This window comes from Cupriavidus sp. YAF13, from assembly GCF_052113425.1.
In the GTDB taxonomy this organism is placed as follows: Bacteria; Pseudomonadota; Gammaproteobacteria; order Burkholderiales; family Burkholderiaceae; genus Cupriavidus.
The window spans coordinates 43416-66324 of sequence record NZ_JBFRDD010000005.1; the positions used below are offsets into that span (position 1 = coordinate 43416).

At 63.8% G+C, this 22909-nt stretch carries 22 protein-coding genes; 8 read left to right on the top strand and 14 right to left on the bottom strand.

The genetic code is table 11. The features are described from left to right. Positions 1–10 precede the first annotated feature (10 nt). The 10 genes from AB4061_RS06175 to AB4061_RS06220 all read right to left on the bottom strand — a co-directional run bounded on the left by AB4061_RS06175 (position 11) and on the right by AB4061_RS06220 (position 11626). Positions 11–1039 (bottom strand): thiamine pyrophosphate-dependent dehydrogenase E1 component subunit alpha, encoded by a 1029-nt coding sequence (locus AB4061_RS06175; RefSeq protein ID WP_441631913.1) that lies wholly within the window; start codon positions 1037–1039, stop codon positions 11–13. A gap of 314 nt (positions 1040–1353) precedes the next feature. After that, positions 1354–2502 (bottom strand): hypothetical protein, encoded by a 1149-nt coding sequence (locus AB4061_RS06180; RefSeq protein ID WP_441631915.1) that lies wholly within the window; start codon positions 2500–2502, stop codon positions 1354–1356. A gap of 168 nt (positions 2503–2670) precedes the next feature. After that, positions 2671–3744, bottom strand: a complete 1074-nt coding sequence (locus AB4061_RS06185) for a 2,3-butanediol dehydrogenase (RefSeq protein WP_441632132.1) — start codon at positions 3742–3744, stop codon at positions 2671–2673. A 346-nt stretch (positions 3745–4090) separates the two neighbouring features. Then, a complete protein-coding gene (locus tag AB4061_RS06190; RefSeq protein WP_441631916.1) occupies positions 4091–4996 on the bottom strand; it encodes a sigma-54-dependent Fis family transcriptional regulator in 906 nt (301 codons plus the stop codon). Continuing rightward, complete coding sequence (locus AB4061_RS06195; RefSeq protein WP_441631918.1) at positions 4951–6129, bottom strand: sigma-54-dependent Fis family transcriptional regulator; 1179 nt, start codon at positions 6127–6129, stop codon at positions 4951–4953. Before AB4061_RS06195 ends, AB4061_RS06190 begins: the two co-directional genes overlap by 46 nt. Positions 6130–6392: 263 nt before the next feature. Next, positions 6393–7106, bottom strand: a complete 714-nt coding sequence (locus AB4061_RS06200; RefSeq protein ID WP_441631920.1) for an orotate phosphoribosyltransferase — start codon at positions 7104–7106, stop codon at positions 6393–6395. Positions 7107–7170: 64 nt separating this feature from the next. After that, positions 7171–8424, bottom strand: a complete 1254-nt coding sequence (locus tag AB4061_RS06205; RefSeq protein ID WP_441631922.1) for a hydantoinase/carbamoylase family amidase — start codon at positions 8422–8424, stop codon at positions 7171–7173. 73 nt (positions 8425–8497) lie between these two features. Beyond that, positions 8498–9448 carry a dihydroorotate dehydrogenase gene (locus AB4061_RS06210; RefSeq protein WP_441631924.1) on the bottom strand — a complete coding sequence of 317 codons (951 nt, stop codon included), beginning with the start codon at positions 9446–9448 and terminating at the stop codon, positions 8498–8500. Then, on the bottom strand, positions 9441–10289 hold the full coding sequence (locus tag AB4061_RS06215; RefSeq protein WP_441631926.1) for a dihydroorotate dehydrogenase electron transfer subunit: 849 nt from the start codon (positions 10287–10289) through the stop codon (positions 9441–9443). Before AB4061_RS06215 ends, AB4061_RS06210 begins: the two co-directional genes overlap by 8 nt. Before the next feature lie 65 nt (positions 10290–10354). Further along, complete coding sequence (locus AB4061_RS06220) at positions 10355–11626, bottom strand: MFS transporter (RefSeq protein WP_441631928.1); 1272 nt, start codon at positions 11624–11626, stop codon at positions 10355–10357. 431 nt (positions 11627–12057) lie between these two features. Between AB4061_RS06220 and AB4061_RS06225 the strand changes: the two genes are divergently transcribed. Continuing rightward, the gene (locus AB4061_RS06225; protein ID WP_441631930.1) at positions 12058–12795 is read left to right on the top strand and encodes a TetR/AcrR family transcriptional regulator; all 738 of its coding nucleotides are present in this window, start codon (positions 12058–12060) and stop codon (positions 12793–12795) included. Positions 12796–12823: 28 nt separating this feature from the next. On the opposite strand, the gene AB4061_RS06230 is transcribed toward AB4061_RS06225, so the two are convergent. The 4 genes from AB4061_RS06230 to AB4061_RS06245 form a co-directional block, all read right to left on the bottom strand. Further along, positions 12824–14245 (bottom strand): carotenoid oxygenase family protein, encoded by a 1422-nt coding sequence (locus AB4061_RS06230; protein ID WP_441631932.1) that lies wholly within the window; start codon positions 14243–14245, stop codon positions 12824–12826. 110 nt (positions 14246–14355) lie between these two features. Then, positions 14356–15864, bottom strand: coding sequence for an AMP-binding protein (locus tag AB4061_RS06235; protein ID WP_441631934.1), 1509 nt, complete (start codon positions 15862–15864; stop codon positions 14356–14358). A 233-nt stretch (positions 15865–16097) separates the two neighbouring features. Next, positions 16098–16679 (bottom strand): G/U mismatch-specific DNA glycosylase, encoded by a 582-nt coding sequence (gene mug, locus AB4061_RS06240; protein ID WP_441631936.1) that lies wholly within the window; start codon positions 16677–16679, stop codon positions 16098–16100. Positions 16680–16692: 13 nt separating this feature from the next. Beyond that, complete coding sequence (locus AB4061_RS06245; RefSeq protein ID WP_441631938.1) at positions 16693–17682, bottom strand: SLAC1 anion channel family protein; 990 nt, start codon at positions 17680–17682, stop codon at positions 16693–16695. Positions 17683–17856: 174 nt separating this feature from the next. Between AB4061_RS06245 and AB4061_RS06250 the strand changes: the two genes are divergently transcribed. The 7 genes from AB4061_RS06250 (at position 17857) to yfcF (ending at position 22752) form a co-directional block, all read left to right on the top strand. Next, complete coding sequence (locus AB4061_RS06250; protein WP_441632134.1) at positions 17857–18765, top strand: LysR substrate-binding domain-containing protein; 909 nt, start codon at positions 17857–17859, stop codon at positions 18763–18765. A 77-nt stretch (positions 18766–18842) separates the two neighbouring features. After that, entirely contained in the window at positions 18843–19370 is a 528-nt protein-coding gene (locus AB4061_RS06255) for an AAA family ATPase (protein ID WP_441631940.1), read from the top strand. Positions 19371–19515: 145 nt separating this feature from the next. Then, on the top strand, positions 19516–19932 hold the full coding sequence (locus AB4061_RS06260; protein WP_441631942.1) for a hypothetical protein: 417 nt from the start codon (positions 19516–19518) through the stop codon (positions 19930–19932). A gap of 220 nt (positions 19933–20152) precedes the next feature. Next, the gene (locus tag AB4061_RS06265; protein ID WP_441631944.1) at positions 20153–20719 is read left to right on the top strand and encodes a DUF6882 domain-containing protein; all 567 of its coding nucleotides are present in this window, start codon (positions 20153–20155) and stop codon (positions 20717–20719) included. Between the two features lie 141 nt (positions 20720–20860). Continuing rightward, positions 20861–21226 carry a hypothetical protein gene (locus AB4061_RS06270; protein ID WP_441631946.1) on the top strand — a complete coding sequence of 122 codons (366 nt, stop codon included), beginning with the start codon at positions 20861–20863 and terminating at the stop codon, positions 21224–21226. 255 nt (positions 21227–21481) lie between these two features. Then, on the top strand, positions 21482–21802 hold the full coding sequence (locus AB4061_RS06275) for a hypothetical protein (RefSeq protein ID WP_441631948.1): 321 nt from the start codon (positions 21482–21484) through the stop codon (positions 21800–21802). A gap of 317 nt (positions 21803–22119) precedes the next feature. Next, complete coding sequence (gene yfcF, locus AB4061_RS06280) at positions 22120–22752, top strand: glutathione transferase (protein WP_441631950.1); 633 nt, start codon at positions 22120–22122, stop codon at positions 22750–22752. Positions 22753–22909: the final 157 nt, after the last annotated feature.

Below are 22909 nucleotides of genomic sequence, written 5' to 3' on the forward strand. Positions count from 1 at the left end.
GGTCTCCTGTTTATGCTGGTGCGAGGTCTTGCTGGACGAAGACGTGTTGCAGCGCTTCCGCGGGCGCGGGGTAGGGGCTGCTGCGGCCAAATTCGTAAGCGGCCTCGATGCGGGCCGAGATGGTCTGGCGCAAGGCGGCTTCGGCGGCGTCGTCGAGCAGGCCGCCGGCGCGCAGCGTGGCGCCCAGGGCGTGGATCGGATCGGCGCTGCGCAGGGTCTTGGCTTCGTCGCGCGGGCGGTAGGTTTCCGGGTCGCCCTGGAAGTGGCCGAGATAGCGGTCGGTCTTGACTTCGATCAGCGTGGGGCCTTCGCCGCGCCGCGCCCGTGCCACGGCCTCGCCGGCGGCGCGGTACACCGCGACAGCGTCGTTGTGATCCACCAGCACGCCCGGCATGCCGTAGCCGGCGGCGCGCACGTCATTGGAAGGCACCGAGGTGGAGGCGGACTTCTCCACCGAGATGCCGTACTTGTTGTCCTCGCAGACGAACACCACCGGCAACTTCCACAGTGCCGCCAGGTTGAGCGATTCATGGAACGAGCCCTGGTTGGCTGCGCCTTCGCCGAAGAAGGACACGGCCACCCAGTCCTTGCCCAGCTTGCGCGCCGCCAATGCGGCGCCGCAGGCCTGCGGCGAACTCGCGCCGACGATGCCGCTGCAGGAGAACTTGGTTTCGGCATGGAACAGGTGCATGTGGCCGCCCTTGCCGCGCCCGAGCCCGGTGGCCTTGCCGAACATCTCGGCGGTCATGGCATCGAGCGGCACGCCCTTGGCGATGGCGAAGTGGTGCGAGCGGTGCGCGCCGACCACGGTATCCTCCGGCCGCAAGTGCGCGCATACGCCCACTGCCACCGGCTCCTGCCCGGCCGCGAGATGCATCTCGCCCGGCACCGGGCCGGCGCCGATGTCGAAGGCCAGGCCTTTCTGGATCTTCGGCGGCAGCTTGCCTTCGAGGTAGACCTTGGCCATGGTCTCTTCGTATTGCCGGATCTCGATCATCTTCTCGTACATCCACAGAAGATGGCTTGGGGTGGGTTCCATTCGGGGTCTCCTCTTGCTTTCGTTTCAGCGGCCGGCTGCGGTGCCGGACCAGCCTGAATTGCAAGAGTGGTGCCAGCGCGCGCGGGAAGCCCCGCGCCTGGCCCCGGGGTTTCCCGCCAGGCCTTGCCGGAGGCCGCATACGCGTGAGGAGGGCCGGCCTGGCGCCGGGCCCGCAACAGGCAGTTGTCGCGCCTGGCGGCGAGACAGATGTCGCATCGGGCGGGACATCTGTCGCCGTCGCAGGCGCCTCTTCCGCAAGGCAAGGCACGGCGCGCGGGGAGCCGGGGCACCGGCCAAGCCTTGCGGAAGGGATATCAGCCGTTCTTCCTCGAAAGACCGTAGAACTCGAAATAGACGGCGTAGATCAGCATGACGTAGTTGAGCAGGTCGACCCAGGTAAGCGGATCGCCGCCAAAGCCGGGGACGATCTCCGCTTCATGCAGCACGGCGCCGGCAAACCATCGCGTATAGACAAAAAAGGAGATCAGTCCAAGACCCCAGCACGATGCAGCGCGTATGGCCCGGTTCGTGCCTGCGCCGAACCGTGTCGGCCAGTTGCCGGCAACGTTGGCCCAGAAGATCAGCCAGAAGGCAATCCATACGCCTAGCTGCGCAGGCCAGCTTGGAAGCATCGCGCCGATTTTTTCAACGGCGCCGGGAGGAATGAGGACCCATCTGAGCAACGCCAGATGCACGGCATAGAGCGCAGTGCCCAGCAGGAAGTTGCCGGCCAGCGCGGCGAGCGCCATGTGGCTTTTCCGGGCCAGCCTGTTCCACGGCCAGTTGTCGAAGATCAGGAATGTCGTCAGCCACGCCACGATGACGGAATAGAACCAGCCGATCGCCACCGGCAACGGCAGCAGGATCGCATGCGGCGCGGTGGCGGCCGATACGCTGGGATAGATCAGCAGGAAATAGCCCAGGCCCGTGAGGCAACAGCCGGCGGCGATTTGAGCAAGGCCGCTAGCCGCGGGGCTCAGGCCGCTGTCGGACCATGGCCATCCGGCCATGCCCGTCGCCAGTATGCCGAAGCCGTAGAAGCCGATCAGCACGATCAGGCCGGCCGCGCCGTAGCCGGCGCCGTTGATGGCGCTGAATGCCGGATCCAGTGCGCCGTAGCCATGGACCAGCGCGGCGGGCACGGCGAAGGAGAGCGCCAGCGTCACGGCCGTGGCGGCGCAGCCGCGCACGGGCTGCTTCAGCGCCGAGAATCCGGCCATGCCGAAGTTGAAGCCGATGAAGACCAGCACCAGGATGCCCCAGAAGAGGTACATGCCAAATGGCTGGGGGGCGTATTTCCAGACGGCCCGGGCGGGGTCGGCGAACAGGCGCCATACGCCAAGGCTGATGCCGTGCACGATCAGGAAGACGGCCACGGAGAATGCCAATGGCCGCAGCGCGAATCCGGCAGGCGCGAGCGCTGGTGTGTCTTGAGCTTCGATATTGGGGCTGAGGGGTTCCATGACCGGCATGTCCAGTACGATGAAAGCCCGGCACGCGAGGCGCGCGCTGGCCGCTGCGCGACGCTGCATCGCGCGAGGCCCGCATGCCGGTGGGATGGGAGGGTGGCCGCGTTGGTCAACGCGGCGCGTTGGAATGAGCGGCCGTCAAGCCGTCAAGCTGTCCAGCGGTCAGGCCGCCAGGCTGGCAACTGGCTGGACGATGATCTTGACGTTGCCATCCTTGTTGTTGACGAGTTCCTCGAAGCCCTGCGACACAATGTCGGCGAGGGAGATCCGCCCGGTGATGAGCGGCTGCACGTCGATGCGGCCATCGGCGATAAAGCGGATCACGTCGGCGAATTCGCCGTTATAGGCGAGCGATCCGATGATTTCCTTCTCCGTCGATACGATCTCGAAGAAATTGAATGCGCTGGGCTCCTCGAAGATGCCCACCATCACGCATTTCCCGGCCTTGCGGATCACGTCGATGGCAAGCTTCGTCGTGGCCTTGTTGCCGATGCACTCGAAGGACACGTCCGCGCCATAGCCGCCGGTCAATGCCTTGACCTCCGCGATCGCGTCGCATTCCTTGGGATCGATGACGACGTTGGCGCCAACCTCCAACGCCTTCTTCTTGCGCGCCGACGACATTTCGAGCGCGATAATGCGGCCTGCGCCGGCCGCCTTCGCACACATGATCGTGCACAGGCCGATGGTGCCGGCGCCGACCACCACAACCGTCTGGCCGACGATGTTGCCGGCTTTCTTCACGGCATGTAGCCCTACCGCCAACGGTTCGATCAGCGCCCCCGCCTCCGTGGGGAAGTTCTCCGGCAGCTTGTAGAGCAGCTCCGCCGGCACGTTGACGTATTCCGCGAATGCGCCGTTGTTCATCAGGCCGGTGAACGCGAGACTCTCGCAGATGTTGTACAGGCCATGGGTGCAGTAATAGCATTTTCCGCAATGCTGGYAGGCGTCCGCGGTGACACGCTCGCCGACCTTGAAGCCGGTCACGCCTGCGCCCAGTTCCGCGATCTCGCCGCTGAACTCGTGGCCGAGAATGCATTGCCCCTTCAGCCCGGTGAGCGGGTGCGGATGGTCGACCGGGATAAAGACCGGGCCCGCGACATATTCATGCAAGTCCGATCCGCAGATGCCGCACCAATGCACACGGATCTTTACCCATCCTTCGGCGGGCTTTTCGGGGACGCGTACCTCCTCGACGCGGACATCGTGGCGACCCCGCCATACGGCGGCCTTCATGCTGGGCTGATGCACCGAACCTTCGTTGCTCACGGTAGTGTCTCCATCGTAGTTGTGGGGGATCGACGAAGGGCCATGCGGGTGCCGCGGATGAATGCATGGCGTGGCCTTCGTGCAGGAGGGAAATCGCATGAACCGTGCCAGAGCGGACGGCGGACGAGGGCGGATGGCGAAGGTGCTGTGTGCGCTGCGGCGCAGCGTGGGGGGAGGGCTCAGGCGCAGGCAGGGTGAAGCGTGGGCCGCGCGGGCTTATTGCTGCGATACAGCACGACGCCGGCGACGGCCCGGCAAGCTACGGCGTGGCCCGCGTGAGACGGCCTGACTCGATCCGGTGAGACAACGTGCCTCAGTCCGCCTCGTCCGCCTGAGACATGGACAAGGGCGGCGATTCCGGCAAGGATGCCGAACCCGGGTAGACAATGTTGTATCTGGCCATCTTGCGGTAGATGGTTGCGCGGCTCATGCCCAGTGCCTTGGCGGTTTCCTTGATGCGCCAGTGGTGGCAGGCGAGCATCTGCGCGATGCGCGCCCGTTCGAGAAGCTCGCTCGGGCGCAGGCCGGCGCTGTCGAATGCCTGCGCGGCAACTGACGGGCTCGCGGGCACCGGCGCCGCTGGCGCGGCATCGGCCGGGCAGCGCAGATAGTCGGGAAGATCTTCGGCAACAATGACGCCCCGGGCCGCGGCCAGCGCGCATGCGTACCGCAACGCCATGCGCAGCTGCCGTACGTTGCCGGGCCAGCGATAGCGGCGGATGCACGCCATTGCCCCGTCGGACAGCGCGGACCGGGTGCCGTGCGCCTGCGCTTCATCCGCCAGGAAGAAGTCGACGAGCTCGCCAAGGTCGCTGCGATCGCGCAGGGGAGGCAGCCGGAACACGGCGCCGGTCAGGCGATAGTAGAGGTCTTCCCGGAAGGTGCCTTCGGAGACCATGCGCGCAAGGTCCCTGTGGGTCGCGCAGATGAGGTTGATGTCGACCCGCACCGACTGCTCGGAGCCCAGCGGTGCCAGCTCGTTCTCAGCCAGCACGCGCAGCAGCCTGGTCTGCAGCGGCAAGGCCATGTCGCCGATCTCGTCCAGGAACAAGGTGCCTCCGTGCGCCTGGAGTATCTTTCCCTTGAGACCCTTGCGCTTCGCGCCGGTGAATGCGCCTTCCGCGTAGCCGAATAGCTCGCTTTCGATCAGCGTCTCCGGGATCGATGCGCAGTTTACGGCGACAAACGGCTGCGGCGCACGCAGTGAACCGCGATGCACGGCGAGTGCGAATGCCTCCTTGCCCGTCCCGTCTCGCCCTGCAGCAGCACGGGAATACGCCGGTCGATGATCTGGAGCGCGCGGGCCAGATGCGACGAAACCTGCGGGTCGCCGGTGACCAGGCGATCACTGGCGATGGCAGGGGCCGCGGGCTCGGCGCGGCCGGTGGCCGGGTGTCCCGGCGACAGCGATATCGTGCGCAAGGCCTGGCGCGGGGGGCGCAGTCTCGCGAAAAAGCGGTCCCCGCCACGGGTCAGGCGCAACGGGAACATCTCCAGGCCGCTGTTCAGGTCGATGACCTGTCCGGCATTCAGATCGAACAGATGCTGGACGTTCGCCGGGATCGCGGTGTATAGCGTGCTCAGCATGCTTTTTGCCTGCCGGTTCATCGATGCGATGTTCCCGGCATCGTCGAACGCAATCAGCAGTTCAGGGTGCAGGCTCAGGTAGTCCTGGCTGCGGTGCAGGTACAGGGTCCACAGGTGGCCGGTATCGTGCAGCAGGTAGGCGTTCTCGATCATCTCCGCCGCCTGGCACACCCAGGCGTAGATCAGTTCCTGCGAGTCCCGGTTTTCACTGTTTCGCACGGCCGATACGTCCAGCACGCCGGTGAGTTCGCCGGCTGGCGAGATGATGGGCGCGGCGGTACAGGTCAGGCAGGTGAACGCTGCCCTGAAGTGATCCTCGGTGTGGACGGTGATGGGTTCCTTGTCGGCCAGCACGCAGGCAACCCCGCTGGTTCCCTCGGCGTCCTCCGTGAAATAGCGGCCGTGATACAGGCCGTGCTGCCGGTATTCCTTGCGGCGGTCTTCCTGCCCACGAAAATCGATCAGGGCGCCGCCGGCATCGGCCACCAGCACGCAATAGCCCGCCTTGCCGACGACGCCGTGCAAGCGTTCCACAACCGGGCTCGAGAAGCGCAGCAGGGCCTCGGCGCGATTGCGCCTGTCTTTCAGTTCCGTCGCACTGATGACGCGCGGACCGGACGTATTTCCCGGATCCAGCTGAAAGGTATTGAGCGAGCGGGTCCACGAGCGAAACAGGCGCGCTTGCGCCGCAGCTTCATGGAATGCAGCATTGTCGACCACGGATGAAACGCGTCGCGCGTGTTGCAGTGCATATGATTGCGTCATGCCAGCGTTCTCAACATGCGTAACTCCGATTGCAGGGTGCGTCAGCGTTCGATGGGTCGACACGGCCGCGTTGCATGCCACTATCACGCGGCATTGGTCTGCGTGCCGCGTCTTTTTAGCACATCCCGAACCAGCGCTCACATTGCAGTGCAGCACGGGAACCGCACCGGACGCGCTTCGTACCTTACGCAAGGCGGGACCCGAGTCTCTTCCAGCGCCTTCCTTGGGGCCGACGAATCCGGCAGCCAGACCCTGGGCGCGCGTTACGCCTTACAGGGCAATGTCGTCGTTGCCGTCTCGCCGGCCCCGATGCCGCCGTGGTCCCGCGACCATCGGGCCGGGTCGGCCAGAAAACGCTGCAGCTCGTCAATGCCGCGGCTGTCCACGTTGCCGCTGTCACGCGCGGCCTGCAGAACGTCCTGCCAGTTCGCGAGGGAATGGATCTTGGCCTGCCAGGGGGCGAGGATGCGCTCGGTGAGGAACGTGCCGTAGTCGAACACCACGAAGATGTCCGTCACCACGGCGCCGGCGGCGGCCAGCGCCTCGCAGAAGATCCGCTTGGAACGCGCGGCGGCCATCATGTCGTCCACCAGCAGCACGCGGTCGCCAGCGTTGACGGCCCCCTCGATCTGCGCGGCGGGCCCCAGCCCCTTGGCTTCCTTGCGCACATAGTGCAGCGGGAGCGCCAGCGCATCGGCCATCCAGGCGCCAAACGCGATGCCGCTCGATTCGGCGCCGACCACGGCATCGATGCCGCCGATGCGGTTGCGTTCCCGCAGCAGCGTCAAGCCGCGCTGGATCAGGGCCTTGCGCAGCAGCGGAAACGAGATCAGCCGGCGGCAGTCGATATAGACCGGGCTGGCCCAGCCGGAGGGCAGCCGGAACGGCTCGTCCGTGCGGAATTTCACGCAGCCGGCATCCAGCAGGGCCTGGCCTACCGGCAATGACGGGTCGGGTTGAGGGCGTGGTTGAGACATACGGGGCTCCAGTGCTCCAGTGTTTCAGTGCTTCAGTGCTTCAGTGTTTGTGCTCGGCCGCGGCTCAGAGGCTCGCGATGGTGTCGTCCAGCACCTGCACGCCAAGCAGGAAATCATCGATGTCCATGGCCTCGTCGGGGTTGTGCGAGCCGTGCTCGTTGCGCACGAAGAGCATGCCGGTGGGGATGCCGGCGTTGGCAAACAGCGATGCATCGTGCCCGGCGCCGCTCGGCACCGGCTCAACCGGGAGGTTACGTTGCCGGCATGCTTGCGCAAGCAGCTCGGAGACCCTGCCGTCCATGGTGGCCGGGGCCGATTCGATGCGGCGGTCGAACTCGAACCGCACGCCGCGGTCGCGCGAGATCGCCTTGCATTCCGTGCGCAGCAGTTGATAGAAGCCTTCCAGCGTTTCCACGCTCTTGCTGCGCGCCTCGAAGCTGAAGTTCACCATGCCGGGGATGCGGGAGATCGAATGCGCCTCCGGGCTGGTGCTGACCACGCCGGTGGTGACGACCAGGTCGATGCCGCGCTCCAGCAGCACGCGCCAGTGCTCGTCCAGCCGCGTGATCAGGTCGGCCACGGCAAACATGGCGTCCTTGCGCAGCCACCGTGGCACCGCGCCGGAGTGGCCGGCCTCGCCGATGCACTGGATCCGGTTGTGCCGCACATTGCCGCGGATGCCGGGCACCACCGCCACCGGCAAGCCGCGCGCGACCATCACGGGGCCTTGCTCGATATGCAGCTCGAGGTAGGCATGGACCTTGGCTTTGTCGAACAGCGGCGCCTGCGCGCGGATCGCCTCGACATCGGCGCCGGCGGCTGCCATGCAGGCCGCCAGCGACTCGCCGGAATGCCGGTGCGCCAGCGCCAGGTCGTCGGCGCTGAGCTTGCCCAGCAGCGCGCCAGAACCCATGTACGCCTTGCCGAACCAGGCACTTTCCTCGCCCCGGAAGCCCACCACCTGGAGCGGCACGCGCGAGTGCCGGCCGGTATGCTTTTGCCGGAGCTGGCAGAGCAGGCCGGCGACGATCCCCGCCAGCCCGTCGAAGTTGCCGCCTTGCGGGACGGAGTCCAGGTGGGAGCCGACCCACGTAGCTGGCGCGCCCGCGTCGGCTTGCGGCAGGCGGAAGACGAGATTGGCGGCGCGGTCGGCCTGCGCTTGCAGGCCGTGGCGCAGCGCGAAGTCCCGCAGGTAGGTGGCCGCCGCGGTCTCGCCCGCGCCGTAGCTGTCGCGGGTCACGCCAACGCCATCGGACGACAGTTCGCGTATGTCCTTGAAGAGCTGTTCGGCGACCGGCTTGAGTTCCAGAATTTCCATGACACTTTTGTTGATCGTTGCAGTGACGCGCCAGCGGCATGCGCCGGCGCGCGCGGCTTTATGCCGGTGGCGCTCAGCCGGATTGCTGCGCGAAGCGTAGCCAGCGGTCGCTTAAGTGCCGGTCGAGCCGGACCTGGCCCACCAGGTCGCGCAGCGCTTCGGTGCCGGCTTCCTGGCAATAGTCCTGCAGCCCGTCGATGATCTTTTGCATGATGCCGGGGTCCCGGAAGGACGCCGTGCCGACCTGGACGGCGGCGGCGCCGGCGAGCATGAACTCGACGCAATCCTCGGCGCTCTGGATGCCGCCACAGCCGATGATGGGGATGCGCACGGCGCGATAGCACTGGTGCACCATCCGCAGGGCAATCGGCTTGATGGCCGGGCCGGACAGTCCGCCCATGACGTTGCCCAGCTTAGGCTTGCGGGTACGCACGTCGATGGCCATGCCCAGCACCGTGTTGCCCATGACGATGGCGTTGGCGCCGGCGTCTTCCGCCGCGCGGGCCACGGCCGCGATGTGGCTGGCGTTTGGCGTGAGCTTGACCCAGACGGGGTGGCGCGTGCGCTGGCGGATGGCGCAGACCGCCTTGTAGGTAGTCTCGGGCAGCATGGCAAAGGCCATGCCGTCGGCTTCCAGGTTGGGGCACGAGATATTGGCCTCGATGGCGGCAACCTCGGGCAAGGACATCTGTTCGCACGCCAGGGCGAACGCCTCCGCGGTATCGGCGGAGATCGACACCACCACTGGCGTGTCGTAACGCGTGTAAGGCGGCAGCACGCATTCGCGGTAATAGTCGAGCCCCTTGCTCGGGATGCCGATGGCGTTCAGCATGCCGCCATAGGCCTCGGCTACCCGTGGCGTGGGGTTGCCGGCCCGGGACGTGGGGGAGACGCTTTTGATCACCAGGGCGCCAAGCTGGTTGAGGTCCAGCGCTTCGCGGTACTCGATGGCAAAGCAGCCGGAGGCGGGCATGACCGGGTTGCGCAGCGTCAAGTCGCCAACCCGAACGGTGAGATCAGCCAAACTCCACCTCCCCAACCACTTCATGAATGGAAAACACCGGGCCTTCCCGGCAGACCCGCAGGAATTGCTTGTCGCCATCGCAATCGAACAGCCGCACGCAAGACAGGCACACGCCCATGCCACAGGCCATGCGCTGCTCCATGGCGACTTCGCCCACCACCTCGGGATGGTCGGCCAGCACGCGCTGCAGCAGCATCAGCAAGCGGTGCGAGCCGCAGGTGTAGACCGCATCCGGCCGCTGCTGCCCGATCAGGCCGCGCATGCGTACTTCCATGGCCTGCACCGACGAGGAGCCATCGGCATCGAACACGCTATGCACTTGGGCGTTGGCCCCGCGCAGGAACTCGTGCTCCATCAGGTCGGCGCGGGTGCGGGCCGACATGACCGCGGTAATGGCGACGCCGGCTTCGGCCGCCTGCTGGATCAGCGGCGCCATGGTGGCCAGGCCCACGCCGCGCGCCACCACCAGGATCCGCCTGAAATCCGGCCTGAAGGTGAAGGTGTTGCCGAGCGGGCCGACGATCTCCATGTGGCCATCCACCGGCAGGCTGGCCATGGCGCGCGTGCCCACGCCGGTCACGTTGTAGAGGAACTCGATGCGGCCATCCTCCGGCCCCGCGCCATAGACGCTCATGGGGCGCAGCAGGAACGGCTGTTCCGTGTCGGTGGTGGGGCAGCGGAGCTGGTAGAACTGCCCGGGCTTCGTGATCCTGGCAATGGGCGCGTCCGCTTCGAGGCGGATGTGCTTGTAGCGCTGGTTGACCCACGAATGTTCGACCACGCGGCAGCGATAGGAAGCTACCGTGGCGGCGCTGTCCGGGTGGCACAAGGTTGCAGGCATGATGACTCCTGAGTCCTGGCTAATGACTAATGCAATGCGGTATGGGGCGATGCAGTGCGAGCCGCTTATTCCAGCTCGACACCCTTGAGCTCGGGGATAAGGAAGATCGTGGCGATCATGTCCAGCACGTAGATGCTGGCCAAGAGGGCAATGGCCACCTGGAAGGAATAGGTTGCGGCAAGGGCCCCGACCACGATAGGCCCGAAGCCGCCCACGCCACGCCCGATGTTGAACAGGACGTTTTGCGCGGTGGCGCGCGCCGCGGTGGGATAGGCTTCCGAGATCAGCGCGCCGTAGCCGCCGATCATGCCGTTGACGAACAGGCCCATGAGCGCGCCGGCCCAGAGCATGGTGACCGGGTCGGACATCTGCGCATACGCGATCACCATCGCCACCGCGCCCGCCTGGAAGATCAGGAAGCTGGGCTTGCGCCCGATGCGGTCGGCCAGCTGGCCAAACGCGTAGACGCCGACCATCATCCCCACGATGGTGACCGAGGTCCACATGGCGGACTTGGTCAGCGAGAAGCCCAGGGCTTTGGACAAATAGGTCGGCAGCCAGATCATGATGCCGTAGTAGCCAAAGTTCTGGACCGAGCACAGGATCACGATGCCAAGGCTGGTCCGCGTGGTGCGGCCATCGGCCACCAGCAGCTTGAACGCGCTCGGCTTGTTCTTGTGCTGGGTCTTGTCCTGGGCCTCGGCATGGCGCACGAACACTTCCGGCTCATGCAGCCGGTTGCGCACGAACCAGGCCACCAGCGCCGGCACCACGCCCAGCAGGAACATGCCGCGCCAGCCGATATGCGGCAGCAGCAGCGGCGTCAGCAAGGACGCCAGCAGCACGCCGCTCTGCCAGCCTAGCGCCACGTACGACGACACCCGCGCGCGCTTGCTGGCGGGCCAGGCTTCCGCAGCCAGCGCCATGCCGATGCCGAACTCGCCGCCCAGGCCGATGCCGGCGATGGTGCGGTAGGCCAGCAAATCCCAGAACCCCTGCGCGAACGCGCACAGGCCGGTGAAGACCGCAAACAGCACGATGGTCCAGGTGAGCACGCGCACCCGCCCGTAACGGTCGCTCAGCGCGCCGAAGAGGATGCCGCCGGCAACCGCGCCGATCAGCGTCCACGTCACCAGGGCACCGGACTGGCCGGTGCTCAGGCTCAACGCCACGCTGATCGCGGGCAGCATGAAACCGAGGATGAGCAGGTCGAACCCATCCATCGCGTAGCCGATGGCCGAGCCGGCCAGCGCCTTCCAGGCGTAGGGCGAGGCCCGGTCGGGTTGTAGGGGCGGGGCGTCGGACGTGGGGACCGATGCGCGAGCGTTGGCTTCCATGGGGCGTTCCTCTGTGCCTTTGTTGAGCATGTGCGCCGGCCGGCGGGCTGAGCCGTCGACGGGTAGCGCCTTTGGGTTCACTTGTTGCGCGGGTTACCGGTGCTGCCGGCTGGCCCGGGTTACGGGACACCACTGGTAATCCGAAATCTGTCTCGATTTATAGACTGCATGGAGAAAAAAATAACCGGATGGATCGGGCTGCAGGTACTACGCTGCAGATAGCCTTTGCCACTCGGCATATGTCTTTTTTTTTAGATTACGCGTGAGAAATCGCGTTTGCAAGGGATTTCTAGGTGCCTGGTGGCATCCCGGGCGCCGCCAGAGGGCACCTCACGCTGGTCCGTAGCAGCCGTGACGGCACAATTGTCTAATTATTGAGAAAACCGTGGGCATTCATGCCGCGGCGCGGGCATTTGATAAACTCCGCTTCCATGAAAAAACCAGCAACAGCACGCGGCGACACCCCGGTAAAGCAGGGCCAGTCCCAAGGTGGAACCACCAAGCCGGAAGGGCAATGGCACCATGGCGACCTGCGCGCTTCGCTGATAGCGTGGGGCACCCATCTGCTCGATACCGAGGGGATCGCGGGCATGAGCATGCGCACGGCAGCCAAGCTGGCTGGCGTCTCGCCGGGCGCGCCGGCCTATCACTTCAAGGACAGGAACGGGCTGCTGGCCGCCATTGCGGCGCAGGCGTTTCGCGACCTGGTGGCGTATCGCCGCCAGAGCGTGGAGAACATCGACCCTGCCGATGCGCAGGGCCGGCTGCGGGCGATCATGCTCGCCTACGTGGAGTTCGCCCAGGCGCACCCCGCGCGGTTTCACCTGATGTTCGGGCCGGAGATCGCGGACCGGGAGCAGTATCCGGATCTGGAGGAGGCGGGCGCTGCCTCGTTCCAGGTGCTGCGCAGCGCCATCGGGCCAGTACTGCAAGCGCCAGGCGTCGGCGAACTCAGCGAAGAACAACTGGCGTTCTCCGTGTGGGCCGCCACCCACGGCCTGGCCACGCTGACCATCGACCGCCGCCGCCTGCCAGTCGCCTCCACGCACAGGCCCACGGCCGAGCAGATGGCCGATGTTGTCGTGCAGTTCTGCCTGGCGGCRTTGCGGGGATCGGCAACGCCGCGCCAGGCCGGGGGGGCTGGCCCGGTCAGCCCACCAGCACCTTGAGCTGCGTGCATGGCGGCATGCATCCGCCTCAGTCGGCGGGACGCCAGTTGCCATGGAAGCCGGCGGGCACGCGATGCGACAGGTGCACCAGCGCCACCGGGCCCTGCGCCAGCGCCTGCGCGTTGAAGATGGCCATATCGCTGCGGTTCTCCGCGGCGCGCCAGATCACGGACAGCAGCCAGCCGTCGCCCTCGTCGGCATCGGCATGGCGCGGGACAAATACAGGTTCGCCGCATTTGTCGCCGGCCGGCGGCTGGTACTGCGTGACCTGCCCGGTGGCCAGGTCGATATGCGCCAGGCCGCTGCGCAGGCTGTCGCCCTTGGTGGAGGCGGAGATATCGCCGCTGCAGTAGTAGCCGTGCCGGTAGGGCAGCATGGCAAAGCGCTCGTCCAGGCGCGGAAACTCGCCCGGCGTATCGCATAGCGGCTGCTCGCGGTACGAGCCGGATTTCCCCGCCAGGTCGAACGTCCAGCGCACCAGGCTGGCCACGGGGGCGCCGTTGGAGAGCGGGCGTCCGTCCGGCCCGGGGAACAGCGGCGGCACGTCGTACTTCATCATGTCGCAGACGATGCCGCCGTGCGGCGCGTCGAAGGCGTTCATCGGATGGAAGACGTAGCACGGATCGCCGGTAAACCAGCGCACGTCCGCCGCGGTGCCGTCGCGCGGCAGGATGCCGATGTGCGTGCCTTTGTCCGGTTCCCACGCATAGGCCGGCTGGCCGTTGGTGGCGCGCTCCATCGATCCCGTCAGCGGGAAGATGGGAAACAGGATGTGGGTGCGTGTCACCACGAAGTCATGGACCATGCTCGGGAACGGCGCGACGATATGCACGGAGCGCAGCAGCTTGCCCTGGCTATCTGCCACATGCAGCATCAGGTCCGGCGTGAACGGGCCGCGGGCCCCATAGCCGAAGAAGACCATTTCGCCGTTGACCGGGTCGATCTTGGGGTGCGCGGTCATGGGCCCGGAGAGTTTTTCATCGAAGGTCTGGTAGCCGCGTGGCGCCAGCGATACCGGGTCGACTTCAAACGGCGCGTGCGCTTCTTCCAGCGCCAGCAGGCGCCCGCCATGCCAGACCACGTTGGTATTGGCCACGGTGGAGTTCAGCTCAAGCAGCCTGGGGTCCGTCAGGTGCCGGCTTGCCAGCGAGCCCGACAAGCCTTCGCCGTTCTCGCTTTCCATGACCCATTTCGGCGTGCGGATCCAGCGGTTGCGGTAGGACACGCGGCCCTTCTCGAAATGAAACGCGTGCAGCATGCCATCGCCCGAGAACCAATGATATTTGCCGCGCGGCGCGAACTGCGGATTCGGCCCGTTGCGGTAATAGGTGCCGCGCAGCCCGGCGGGCACTTCGCCCGTGACCGGCAGGTTGGGCGCGTCGCACTCGGCGTGCAGCGGCGCGAAGTAGCCGGACAAATAGGGCTCGTTGGTGGGGAAGGCGATGGCCATGGTTGCTGTCTCCGATCGGTTGGTTTTTCTTGCGGTTTTTACTTGCTTGTTATCGTCACGATGCTGGTGGGAACGGATTAAGTCAGGCGTCAGGGATCAGGTGGCCTATGTCAGATGGCGCGCGCCTGGTCCTGCCAGTGCGGCTCGCGCAGCTTGCGCTTGAAGATCTTGCCGGTGTCTTCTCGTGGCAGAGTCGCGTGGATCTCGACAATGCGCGGCACCTTGTAGTTGGCAATACGCTCGCGCAAGAACGCTTGCACCTGCACGCCTTCCAGGCTGTGCCCCGGGCTTGGCTGGACCGCGGCGGCCAGGCCTTCGCCGAACTCCGCATCGGGAATGCCGAAGACCGCGCAGTCCGCAACGCCCGGCATGGTCTGCAGCACCGACTCGATCTCCGCCGGATAGATGTTCACGCCGCCCGAGATGACCATGTCGGCCTTGCGGTCGCAGATGTGCAGGAACCCGTCCTCATCCAGGTAGCCCATGTCGCCCAGCGTGATCAGCCCGTCGCGCTCCACGGCCGCGCGGGCTTCGGGCCGGTTGATGTAGGTGAAGTCGGGCAGGGCGCGCTGGCGCACATAAATCAGGCCGATTTCCCGCGCCGGCAACGCGTTACCGTCCTCGTCCAGGATGCGGATTTCGGCATCGGGAAGCGGGCTGCCCGCCGAGCCAGGATGGCGCAGCCAGTTCGCCGAGTCGGCGAACGTGGTGTAGCCCGCCTCGCTCGATCCGTAGGCCTCCGTGATGATAGGCCCGAACCACGCGATCATGGCTTGCTTGATGGGAACGGGGCAGGGCGAGCCGGTCGACGCCACCTGGCGCAGCGCGGACAGGTCATGCCCCGTGCGCGCTTCAGGCGGCAAGGCCAGCAGGCGCTGGTACATGGTCGGCACCAGGTAGGCATGCGTGACCTTGTGGCGCGCGAGCAGCGCAAGCGTGCGCTGCGCATCGAAGCGCGGCTCCAGCACCAGCGTGGCGCCCAGGTTGCAGAAGTGCGAGAGGTAGGCCATGGCCGCGCTGTGGTAGATCGGCGCGGACAGGTAGGCGGTCACGTCCGCACCGGTGCCGTAGACGATGTCGGTGACCCGCTGCAGCCGCTGCTCCATGGCAGCGCGGGCTTCGGGCGCGCCGGGAATGCGGCGCACGCCTTTGGGCTTGCCGGTGGTGCCGGAGGTATAGGCGATGGCCCCGTGCGAGGTGCCGGTGCGCGGCGGCATGGCCGGCAGGCCCGCCCCGAAATCAGCCCAGTGATGCGCCCGCGGGCTGGACGGCGGCGCCGCGTCGCGCGAGACCAGGATGACGCCCACGTCCGTGGGGATGCCTTCGCGCACCTGGTCGAGCAGGTCCGCATCGGCAACCAGCACGCGGGCGCCGCTGTCGGTCAGGATATGGTTGGCTTCGAGCGCCTTGAAGTGCCAGTTGATCGATGCCAGGTACAGCCCCGCCTGGCGGCAGGCCAGCACAAGCGCCACGTACTCCGGGCTGTTGCGCAGCATGGCGGCGATGGTGTCGCCCTCCTTGCATTGCAGATCGTGCAGGCCAGCGAGAATGCGCTGGATCTCCCCCTTCATCCAGTCGGCCGAGTACGCTCGCCCGTCAAACCATAGTGCCGGAACCATCGTGTCTCCTGTCGTTGGTCGTTGCGCCTGCCAGGCGGCACGATCGATTCTTCTTTAACTATGCAGTGATCAGTTGTGGACTCTAGCAGGCGAATCATGACGTTGCAAGGAGGTTTTACGCGAGTGGCGGGAGACGGCAGATGGCGGCACGCGGGGGGCCGCGGGGCTGGGAACCAGGGGGGCGAGACGGCCATCGCGACCCCGACGTTTTCCAACGTCCTGTGTTTTGCAGTCTATTGCCCAAACGAGGCTTTCGGCGAGGCATACGCAAGGTACAACGCTCTATACGCCCCAACGAGGTCATCGAGGCTGAACGAGCGGTTCAATCCGCTCGGATTCGGAAGGATCCACGCTGTCGACCCGCCGAACATAGCGTTCTGGCGTCCCCATAACACGTGCCGCTGACCTGAAATGGCCGCGTATGCGGTCTTCCCCAGGAAGGCGATATAGGTGGGGCGATGAAGTTCGATTTTCTTCAGTAACGCCGAAGTCGATGCGTGGAATTCATGCGGTGAAAGCTGATCGGCCCGTACGGTAGGCCGGCCAACGGCTGTAGTCAAACCGCACCGATGGGTGAGCAGGTCCCGGTCGTTTTCGGGGCGCATCGGCGCTGGCGTGAAACCGGCCAGATGTAGGACTCGCCAGAAGCGGTTGCCATTGCCTTCGAAGTGGTGGCCGGTTGCCGCCGCTCTCATGCCGGGGTTGATTCCACAAAAAACGACTGCCAAACCTTCCGATAGCACGTCCGGTAGTGGTGGCGATGGTGCGCCGCCTGTCGGGTCGGAGAATATGCGCAGCTTCTGAACTTCGGTCATTTCGTTCGCCGTTTCAACCGCCGAGCAGCTTACCGTTAAGGAGAATGTGCAGCGTTTTGACAAAGAGCACCGCAATCGCGATGGTCAGCATGGCGAGCAGGATGATGGCAATCGCCTTCACGGGCCAGGCCTGGATGAACGTCGCGTATTTCAGCGAGGCAATCGCCAGCGCTGCCATCGGAAAGCTGATCGCCCACCAACCGGAAGCGAACGGAATTCCCCTGCGAAACACCTTGGGTGCCAGTGTGAGGAATACGAAAAGACCGAAGTAGAACAGCAACCCGGAGAAAGTGTCGACCTGCTGCGTAAAGTTGGTGTAGGCAAGAAAGCCCACTTCGAACGGCGCCATCAGGATCAGCAGCGAAGGGACCATGCCGGCGGGCAGCGGCTCGTGGTGAATCATTCGCGACATGATCATCGTAAAGAACAAGAGGGCAATCATCGTTCCCACGGCCAGCGCGAACAGGTTGACTTCATGCGCCCACGGCATTGGCATGGTTCCGCCGGCAACGGCGATATCCAACGTGGCCACACCCGGGATAAACCAGGCGGGAACAGCGTGCGCAGCATCAATCTTTCCACGCAGCAGCCGGCCCGCAATCGCGAAACAGAGCGCAAGCGTGAAAATGGTACCCACCGTCCACATGACTTCGGCAAGCGTCTGGCTCCGTTGCGCAACGACCGAGGAAAGCAGCAGGATGGCGATCGTGATCGTGCCGAAGRAATTGCCGGCGACGGGATGTTGGTACTCGGCGACGACCGCCTCAGGATGTTTGACTGCCTTGACGAGATAGCCCGCGCCCAGCACGACGAATACCACCAGGGCAAGGATACCGGCGGCTTCGGAGATCAGCGGACTTACCCCAAATTCGTGGCTGGCCTGGCGCCACGCGATGGACAGTCCGGCAAGGCCCATTACCGACGCAAACAGGTTGACGGGCAGATTTCTGATGGAAGCGGTTGTTCGCAAGGACTGCGGATGGGGGCTCGAAAGCGTTGACACAGCACATTCTCCAGATTTTTGGGGACCTGAGACGTGGCGGCCCAGAGCAGCCAATCGAGAAGCCTCAAATCGCTCGCCGCCTCGTTTGTCGGGGAGGTGCAGGCGATACTATTCTCTTCCACGCATAAAGATAATCTGCCATTATTGGAAATCATCCTCCCAAAAACCGAGAACATGGCTGATCGCTTCGAATCCATGTCGATCCTGGTGGCTGTGGTCGAAGCAGGCAGTTTTTCTGCTGCGGCGCGCCAGCTCAAGATTCCGCTCGCAACGGTGAGCCGCAAGGTCGCAGACCTGGAGTCGCACCTGAAAACCCGACTCCTGCACCGCTCCACCCGACAGCTTTCCCTCACCGAAGCCGGGCAAGCGTACGTCGCCGCATGCCGGCGCATTCTCGAGGAAGTGGGGGAAGCGGAGCGCGCGGCGTCGGGGGAATATGCGGCGCCCAAAGGCGAGATCGTCATCACCGCACCCCTCGTCTTCGGGCGCCTGCACGTTTTGCCCGTGGTCGCGGATTTCCTCAAGACTTATCCGGACATCGATGTACGGATGGTGCTGACCGACCGCGTGGTGCCACTTCTTGAAGAGCACGTCGATGTCGCATTGCGGGTTGCCGAACTGCCCGACAGCAGTTTCGTCGCGGCGCGGATCGGCACAGTGCGCCGGGTGGTGTGCGCAAGCCCAGCCTACTTCGCTGAACACGGCGTGCCGACGAGCCCGCTCGAACTCACCGCGCATGCATGCATTACGTTCGAACGCATGACATCCAGGCAGGTTTGGACCTTCATGTCGGGCAAATCGGAGATCGCGGTGCCCGTCCGTTCGCGGCTTGCCGTCAGCACGGCCGAAGCCGCGGTCGATGCGGCGGTGGCCGGCGTCGGGATCACGCGCGTGGTGTCCTATCAGATGGCGAGCGCGTTGCGCGCCGGCGCGCTCAAGATCGTGCTAGCACCGTTCGAGCCGGCACCGTGGCCAATCAGCCTTGTCCACACCGGACAGGGCATCCTGCCGCTGAAGTTGCGCGCTTTTCTTGATTTCGCCGCGCCGCGCCTGAAGGCTCGGGTGGTGGAGGTGGAAGTCTGACGTTTACATGTGGAGGGTGCGAACGTCGCAGAAATCCGCGACAATCAGCCGAGATTCGAATAGAGGGAGCGTCGAAAATGTTGATTGCCTTCGGAGGACTACCGGGCACCGGAAAAACAACGGTAGCGCAAGCACTTGCGCGCAAGCTCGCCGCGGTATATCTGCGTATTGATACGTTGGAATGGGCATTTATTGCGGGCGGGAGCGACGGGGCCGATATCGGACCTGCCGGCTATCTGGCCGGATATGCCGTTGCAAAAGATAATTTACGCCTTGGAATGACCGTCGTCGCGGACTCGGTCAATTCGTTGCATGTGACGCGTAGCTCCTGGAGAAACGTGGCGCTCGAAGCAGGGGTGCGCCTCTTCGAGGTTGAGCTGATTTGTTCTGATACAACGGCGCACCGTCTGAGGGTCGAGGGGCGACATGCAGATATCCCAGGCCACAAGCTGCCGACATGGCAGAGCGTGCTCGAACGTCAATATGACGCATGGGAATCAGACCATCTGGTAGTCGACACAGCTAACGTTTCAGTTGAACAGGCCGTTGAAACTATCACTCATCGTCTTTCGATGTCACTTCCAAAGCGTCGATTGGCCGGTTGAATCCGCAGCTACTTTCGGTCATTCGACATCACTAGCCGAATCGACGACAATTCCAATTGGTACCATATGCGAACCATATGGTACCAAGGCGGCCCGCCGGTAGATTGCCATCTCGCTCTGGCTAACATGACTACGCTCCCGAAACATGAACCTCGCAACGTTACGAGTTGAAGGCGACGACGAAACACTGGCTCTTTTGTGCGACGCGCTTGGGCGCAACTTTGACAACACATGGAAGAAAGGTGAACCGAAGCGCCGTGGTGGAACACATACGCTGTCGGGTTTTGGTTTAACTCTCGCCGACTCTGATAACCCCGGTGAGATGGTTGCCTCTATCAGGCAATTCTTGGCTGAGTGCAAGGTCCTCGGACTCGCATTCTCGGGAACCAACTTGTCCTCTGAATTGGCAATCGGTGTGACCGTTGGCGATTCAGTGCAATTTGTCGCTTTCGTTGACCTTACGGTCGCAGACCTGTCATTGCTATGCTCTCTGGGGATCAATCTGAGTGTTGCTGCTTATCCAACATCCGACGAGGCGAATGCCACCGGCGACAAAAAATAACTCCGCCCTGAATGACTGGTTTCGGAAAACGGCTACTTCCGCTTCGGGTCGACTACGGAATTTTGGAGCTGAGTCGGGGCGATCAAGCGTTGGCCGGCGATGAACTTCCGGGTTCGGCTGCGGATTCGACCGGTTGATGCAACAGCTTGATGGAATCGGTCACCCCTAGAATCGACGGTATGTGTTTGCAAAAAATTCGTTTGAAAAATGGAGGATACGGATGGCTAGTTTTCTGAAGAAGCTGTTTGGCGGTGGTGATAAAGGCCCTGGGAGGGACAGTGACGGTGACCACGGCGACGCAGCGACTCTTCCCGAACCAGACCTCACCATTGCGCGCGCGAATAACGAAATGCGGATGCGCACGCAAGCCGCGATCGGCATGTGGGGCCTCGACACCGCCTCGTGGAATGCCGATCTCGACGCTGGGACGATCATCTTCACCAATGCCGAAAAAGGGCTGGTGGTGACCTCGCCGGTGCAGGTGGTTGGCACCTACGATACCGAAGACGGCACCTGGCTATGGGGCTGGGATCACCCTTCGGTACCTGAGGCGCTTGGCGAGCACGCCCGACGCGTGCGAGACTTTGGTCAGCAATATGGGCTGGAGAGGCTAACCACCCGCAAGATCGCCGCGTCGATAGACGATGCCTGGGAATTCACCGCGCTCGCCTGCCACCTCGGCGGTGGGCAGGGCGGCTATAGCGGCCCGTCTGGCTCGGCGCGGGTGTTCATGACTTATGGCACCGTGACGATCCCGCTTCCGAAGGCGACTACACACGTCGCCTAGTGTATTGGGCCAGCGCGGCATGCTACGGGCCGCAACCGTCGACCGATTTCCTGTGTTCTCCAACGCACGTACAAGCCGGCGAGCTCCTGGTAGCGTGTCGGGGAAAGTGCAAAGCGACATCAGGCCTCAGGAGATCGAGCGATGACTGAACGAGAAACCCTCCTCCAAAAGCTTGATGTGGGCGATATCTTTCATGCCGAAAGCCCGAATGGAGCCAGCTTAATTTGCTTCGCCACTCGGATTGACGAAGCCATCATCTACGCCCGGACAGTAACAACTCAATATCGCTTTCAGTTTGATCGGCGGACAGGGGGCGCTGTGTGCGGTGATGGCTCGGTATGCTTCATAGATTCCGTGGCGCCGCTTCCGCTGGAGATACATAACGTCATGTTGGGAATTGATCGTAAGTATAGGCTGGAGCGAGACGAAGAAAGATTCAAACTGAATGACGTGGAGAAGAAAGCACTTATCTTTGTTGATACGTACTATAGAGAAAATCAACTATAGGATTGGTCAGGCTCCTGAGACCTCAAGCGTTGAGATCCGCTGCTCGATTTTGGCCTTGGTCGCCGCTCTAGCCAGGACACATACTTGCGGCGTTTTGAGTGCGTTCCCGTCGTTAACACCAGGCGAAGCATTGGCGTAGCCATCAACGGCGCTATGCGGATAACTCACATCGCCCTCGCGGGTTGCTCGACACGGAAAGCGAGTTAATATCTCAAGTCTGCCCGCCGATAAGTCGGGATTTCCCTGGGAGGTGCCATGAATCCGCGGCGCGTTCATGAACTTATGCGTCAGCATTTCCCGCCGGTTGATGCGGCGTCACGAGAATGGATACACATCGTTGGGCCGGAAGGCCTTCGGAAACGGGAACTACTGTACTTACTGGACAAGTATCTTCCAGCAGAGCGCGTTCTCGTTGAAGTACATCGAAAGCTCGGCGACTACCTTAGCAAGAACGAAGCCGCAGTATTTTCTGCCGCGCACTGGGGAGATGGCGAGATTCATTTAGCCGATCGGGATTTTCGTGGCTTCGTTGTCATTGGTCACAATGGTGTCGCAACTGGTTGGTCCAACTCTTGAATGCGTTCTGCGAGGAGACTCAAAGTGGACGGTCATACGGAAAATTAGCTGCGCCTGATGCTGGAAGGCGAGAACCCGCGCTCATACAGGCTCGATCATGTCAGCGCGGGAATGACCGATTCGCAATGACCTTCAGTCGTCTGCAGCGTAGAGTACGCGTGGCCGAGACGGGTCGACTACGGAAGTTCGGGGCCGAGTCGGGGCGATCGAGCGTTGGCCGGCGACGAGCTTCCGGGTTCGGCCAAGTACAGCCCGTCGACATCGATGCCTGGATCGTTGACAATCGTTTCCCGCGCGTAAGCAAACAGGAGCCCGCTTTGCCTTCAACGAATCTGCGTCTCTACGTCGACGCTCAATTCGCAAGTCCATATGCGATGTCGGCCTTCGTGGCCCTTCATGAAAAGGGATTGTCGTTTGAGCTGGTAACCATCGACCTGGCCAACAATGTGAACCTCGAACCTGGGTATGCAGAGCGCTCACTCACGCAGCGTGTACCTGCGCTGATTCACGGCAGTTTCGCTTTGTCCGAGTCATCAGCAATAACTGAATATCTCGACGAGGTTTTTCCGGGCATCTCGTTATACCCAAAAGATGCGATCAGTCGCGCTCGGGCACGCCAGGTCCAAGCGTGGCTGCGAAGCGATCTCATGCCCATCCGGCAGGAGCGGTCCACTGAGGTGGTGTTTTACGGCGCTCCCGCGGCGCCCCTATCTGCTGCAGCACGTACAGCTGCAGCAAAACTGTTTTCTGCTTGCGAGGTGTTGCTTACCGACCACTCACCGAACCTCTTTGGCGAGTGGTGCATCGCAGACGTCGACCTTGCTCTAATGCTGAACCGGCTCGTCCTCAATGGTGATACGGTGCCGGGAAGGTTGGCTGACTACGCTGCGCATCAGTGGCAAAGGCCGTCTGTTCAGCGTTGGGTCGCCCTGAATCGCGCCCCGCTGTGAAACCCTCGAACTTGCTGCAGGTTCTTCCTTGTTTCTGTTCATGCTGGCGTTTTGACTTAGAACGTCTAACAAAATGACTTCCTGAGGTGCCGCCAGCAGTTTCGTACCGGGAGTTTCGCGCGCGATATGGTGGTGGTGGACAGCCTGGCGAAGCGGT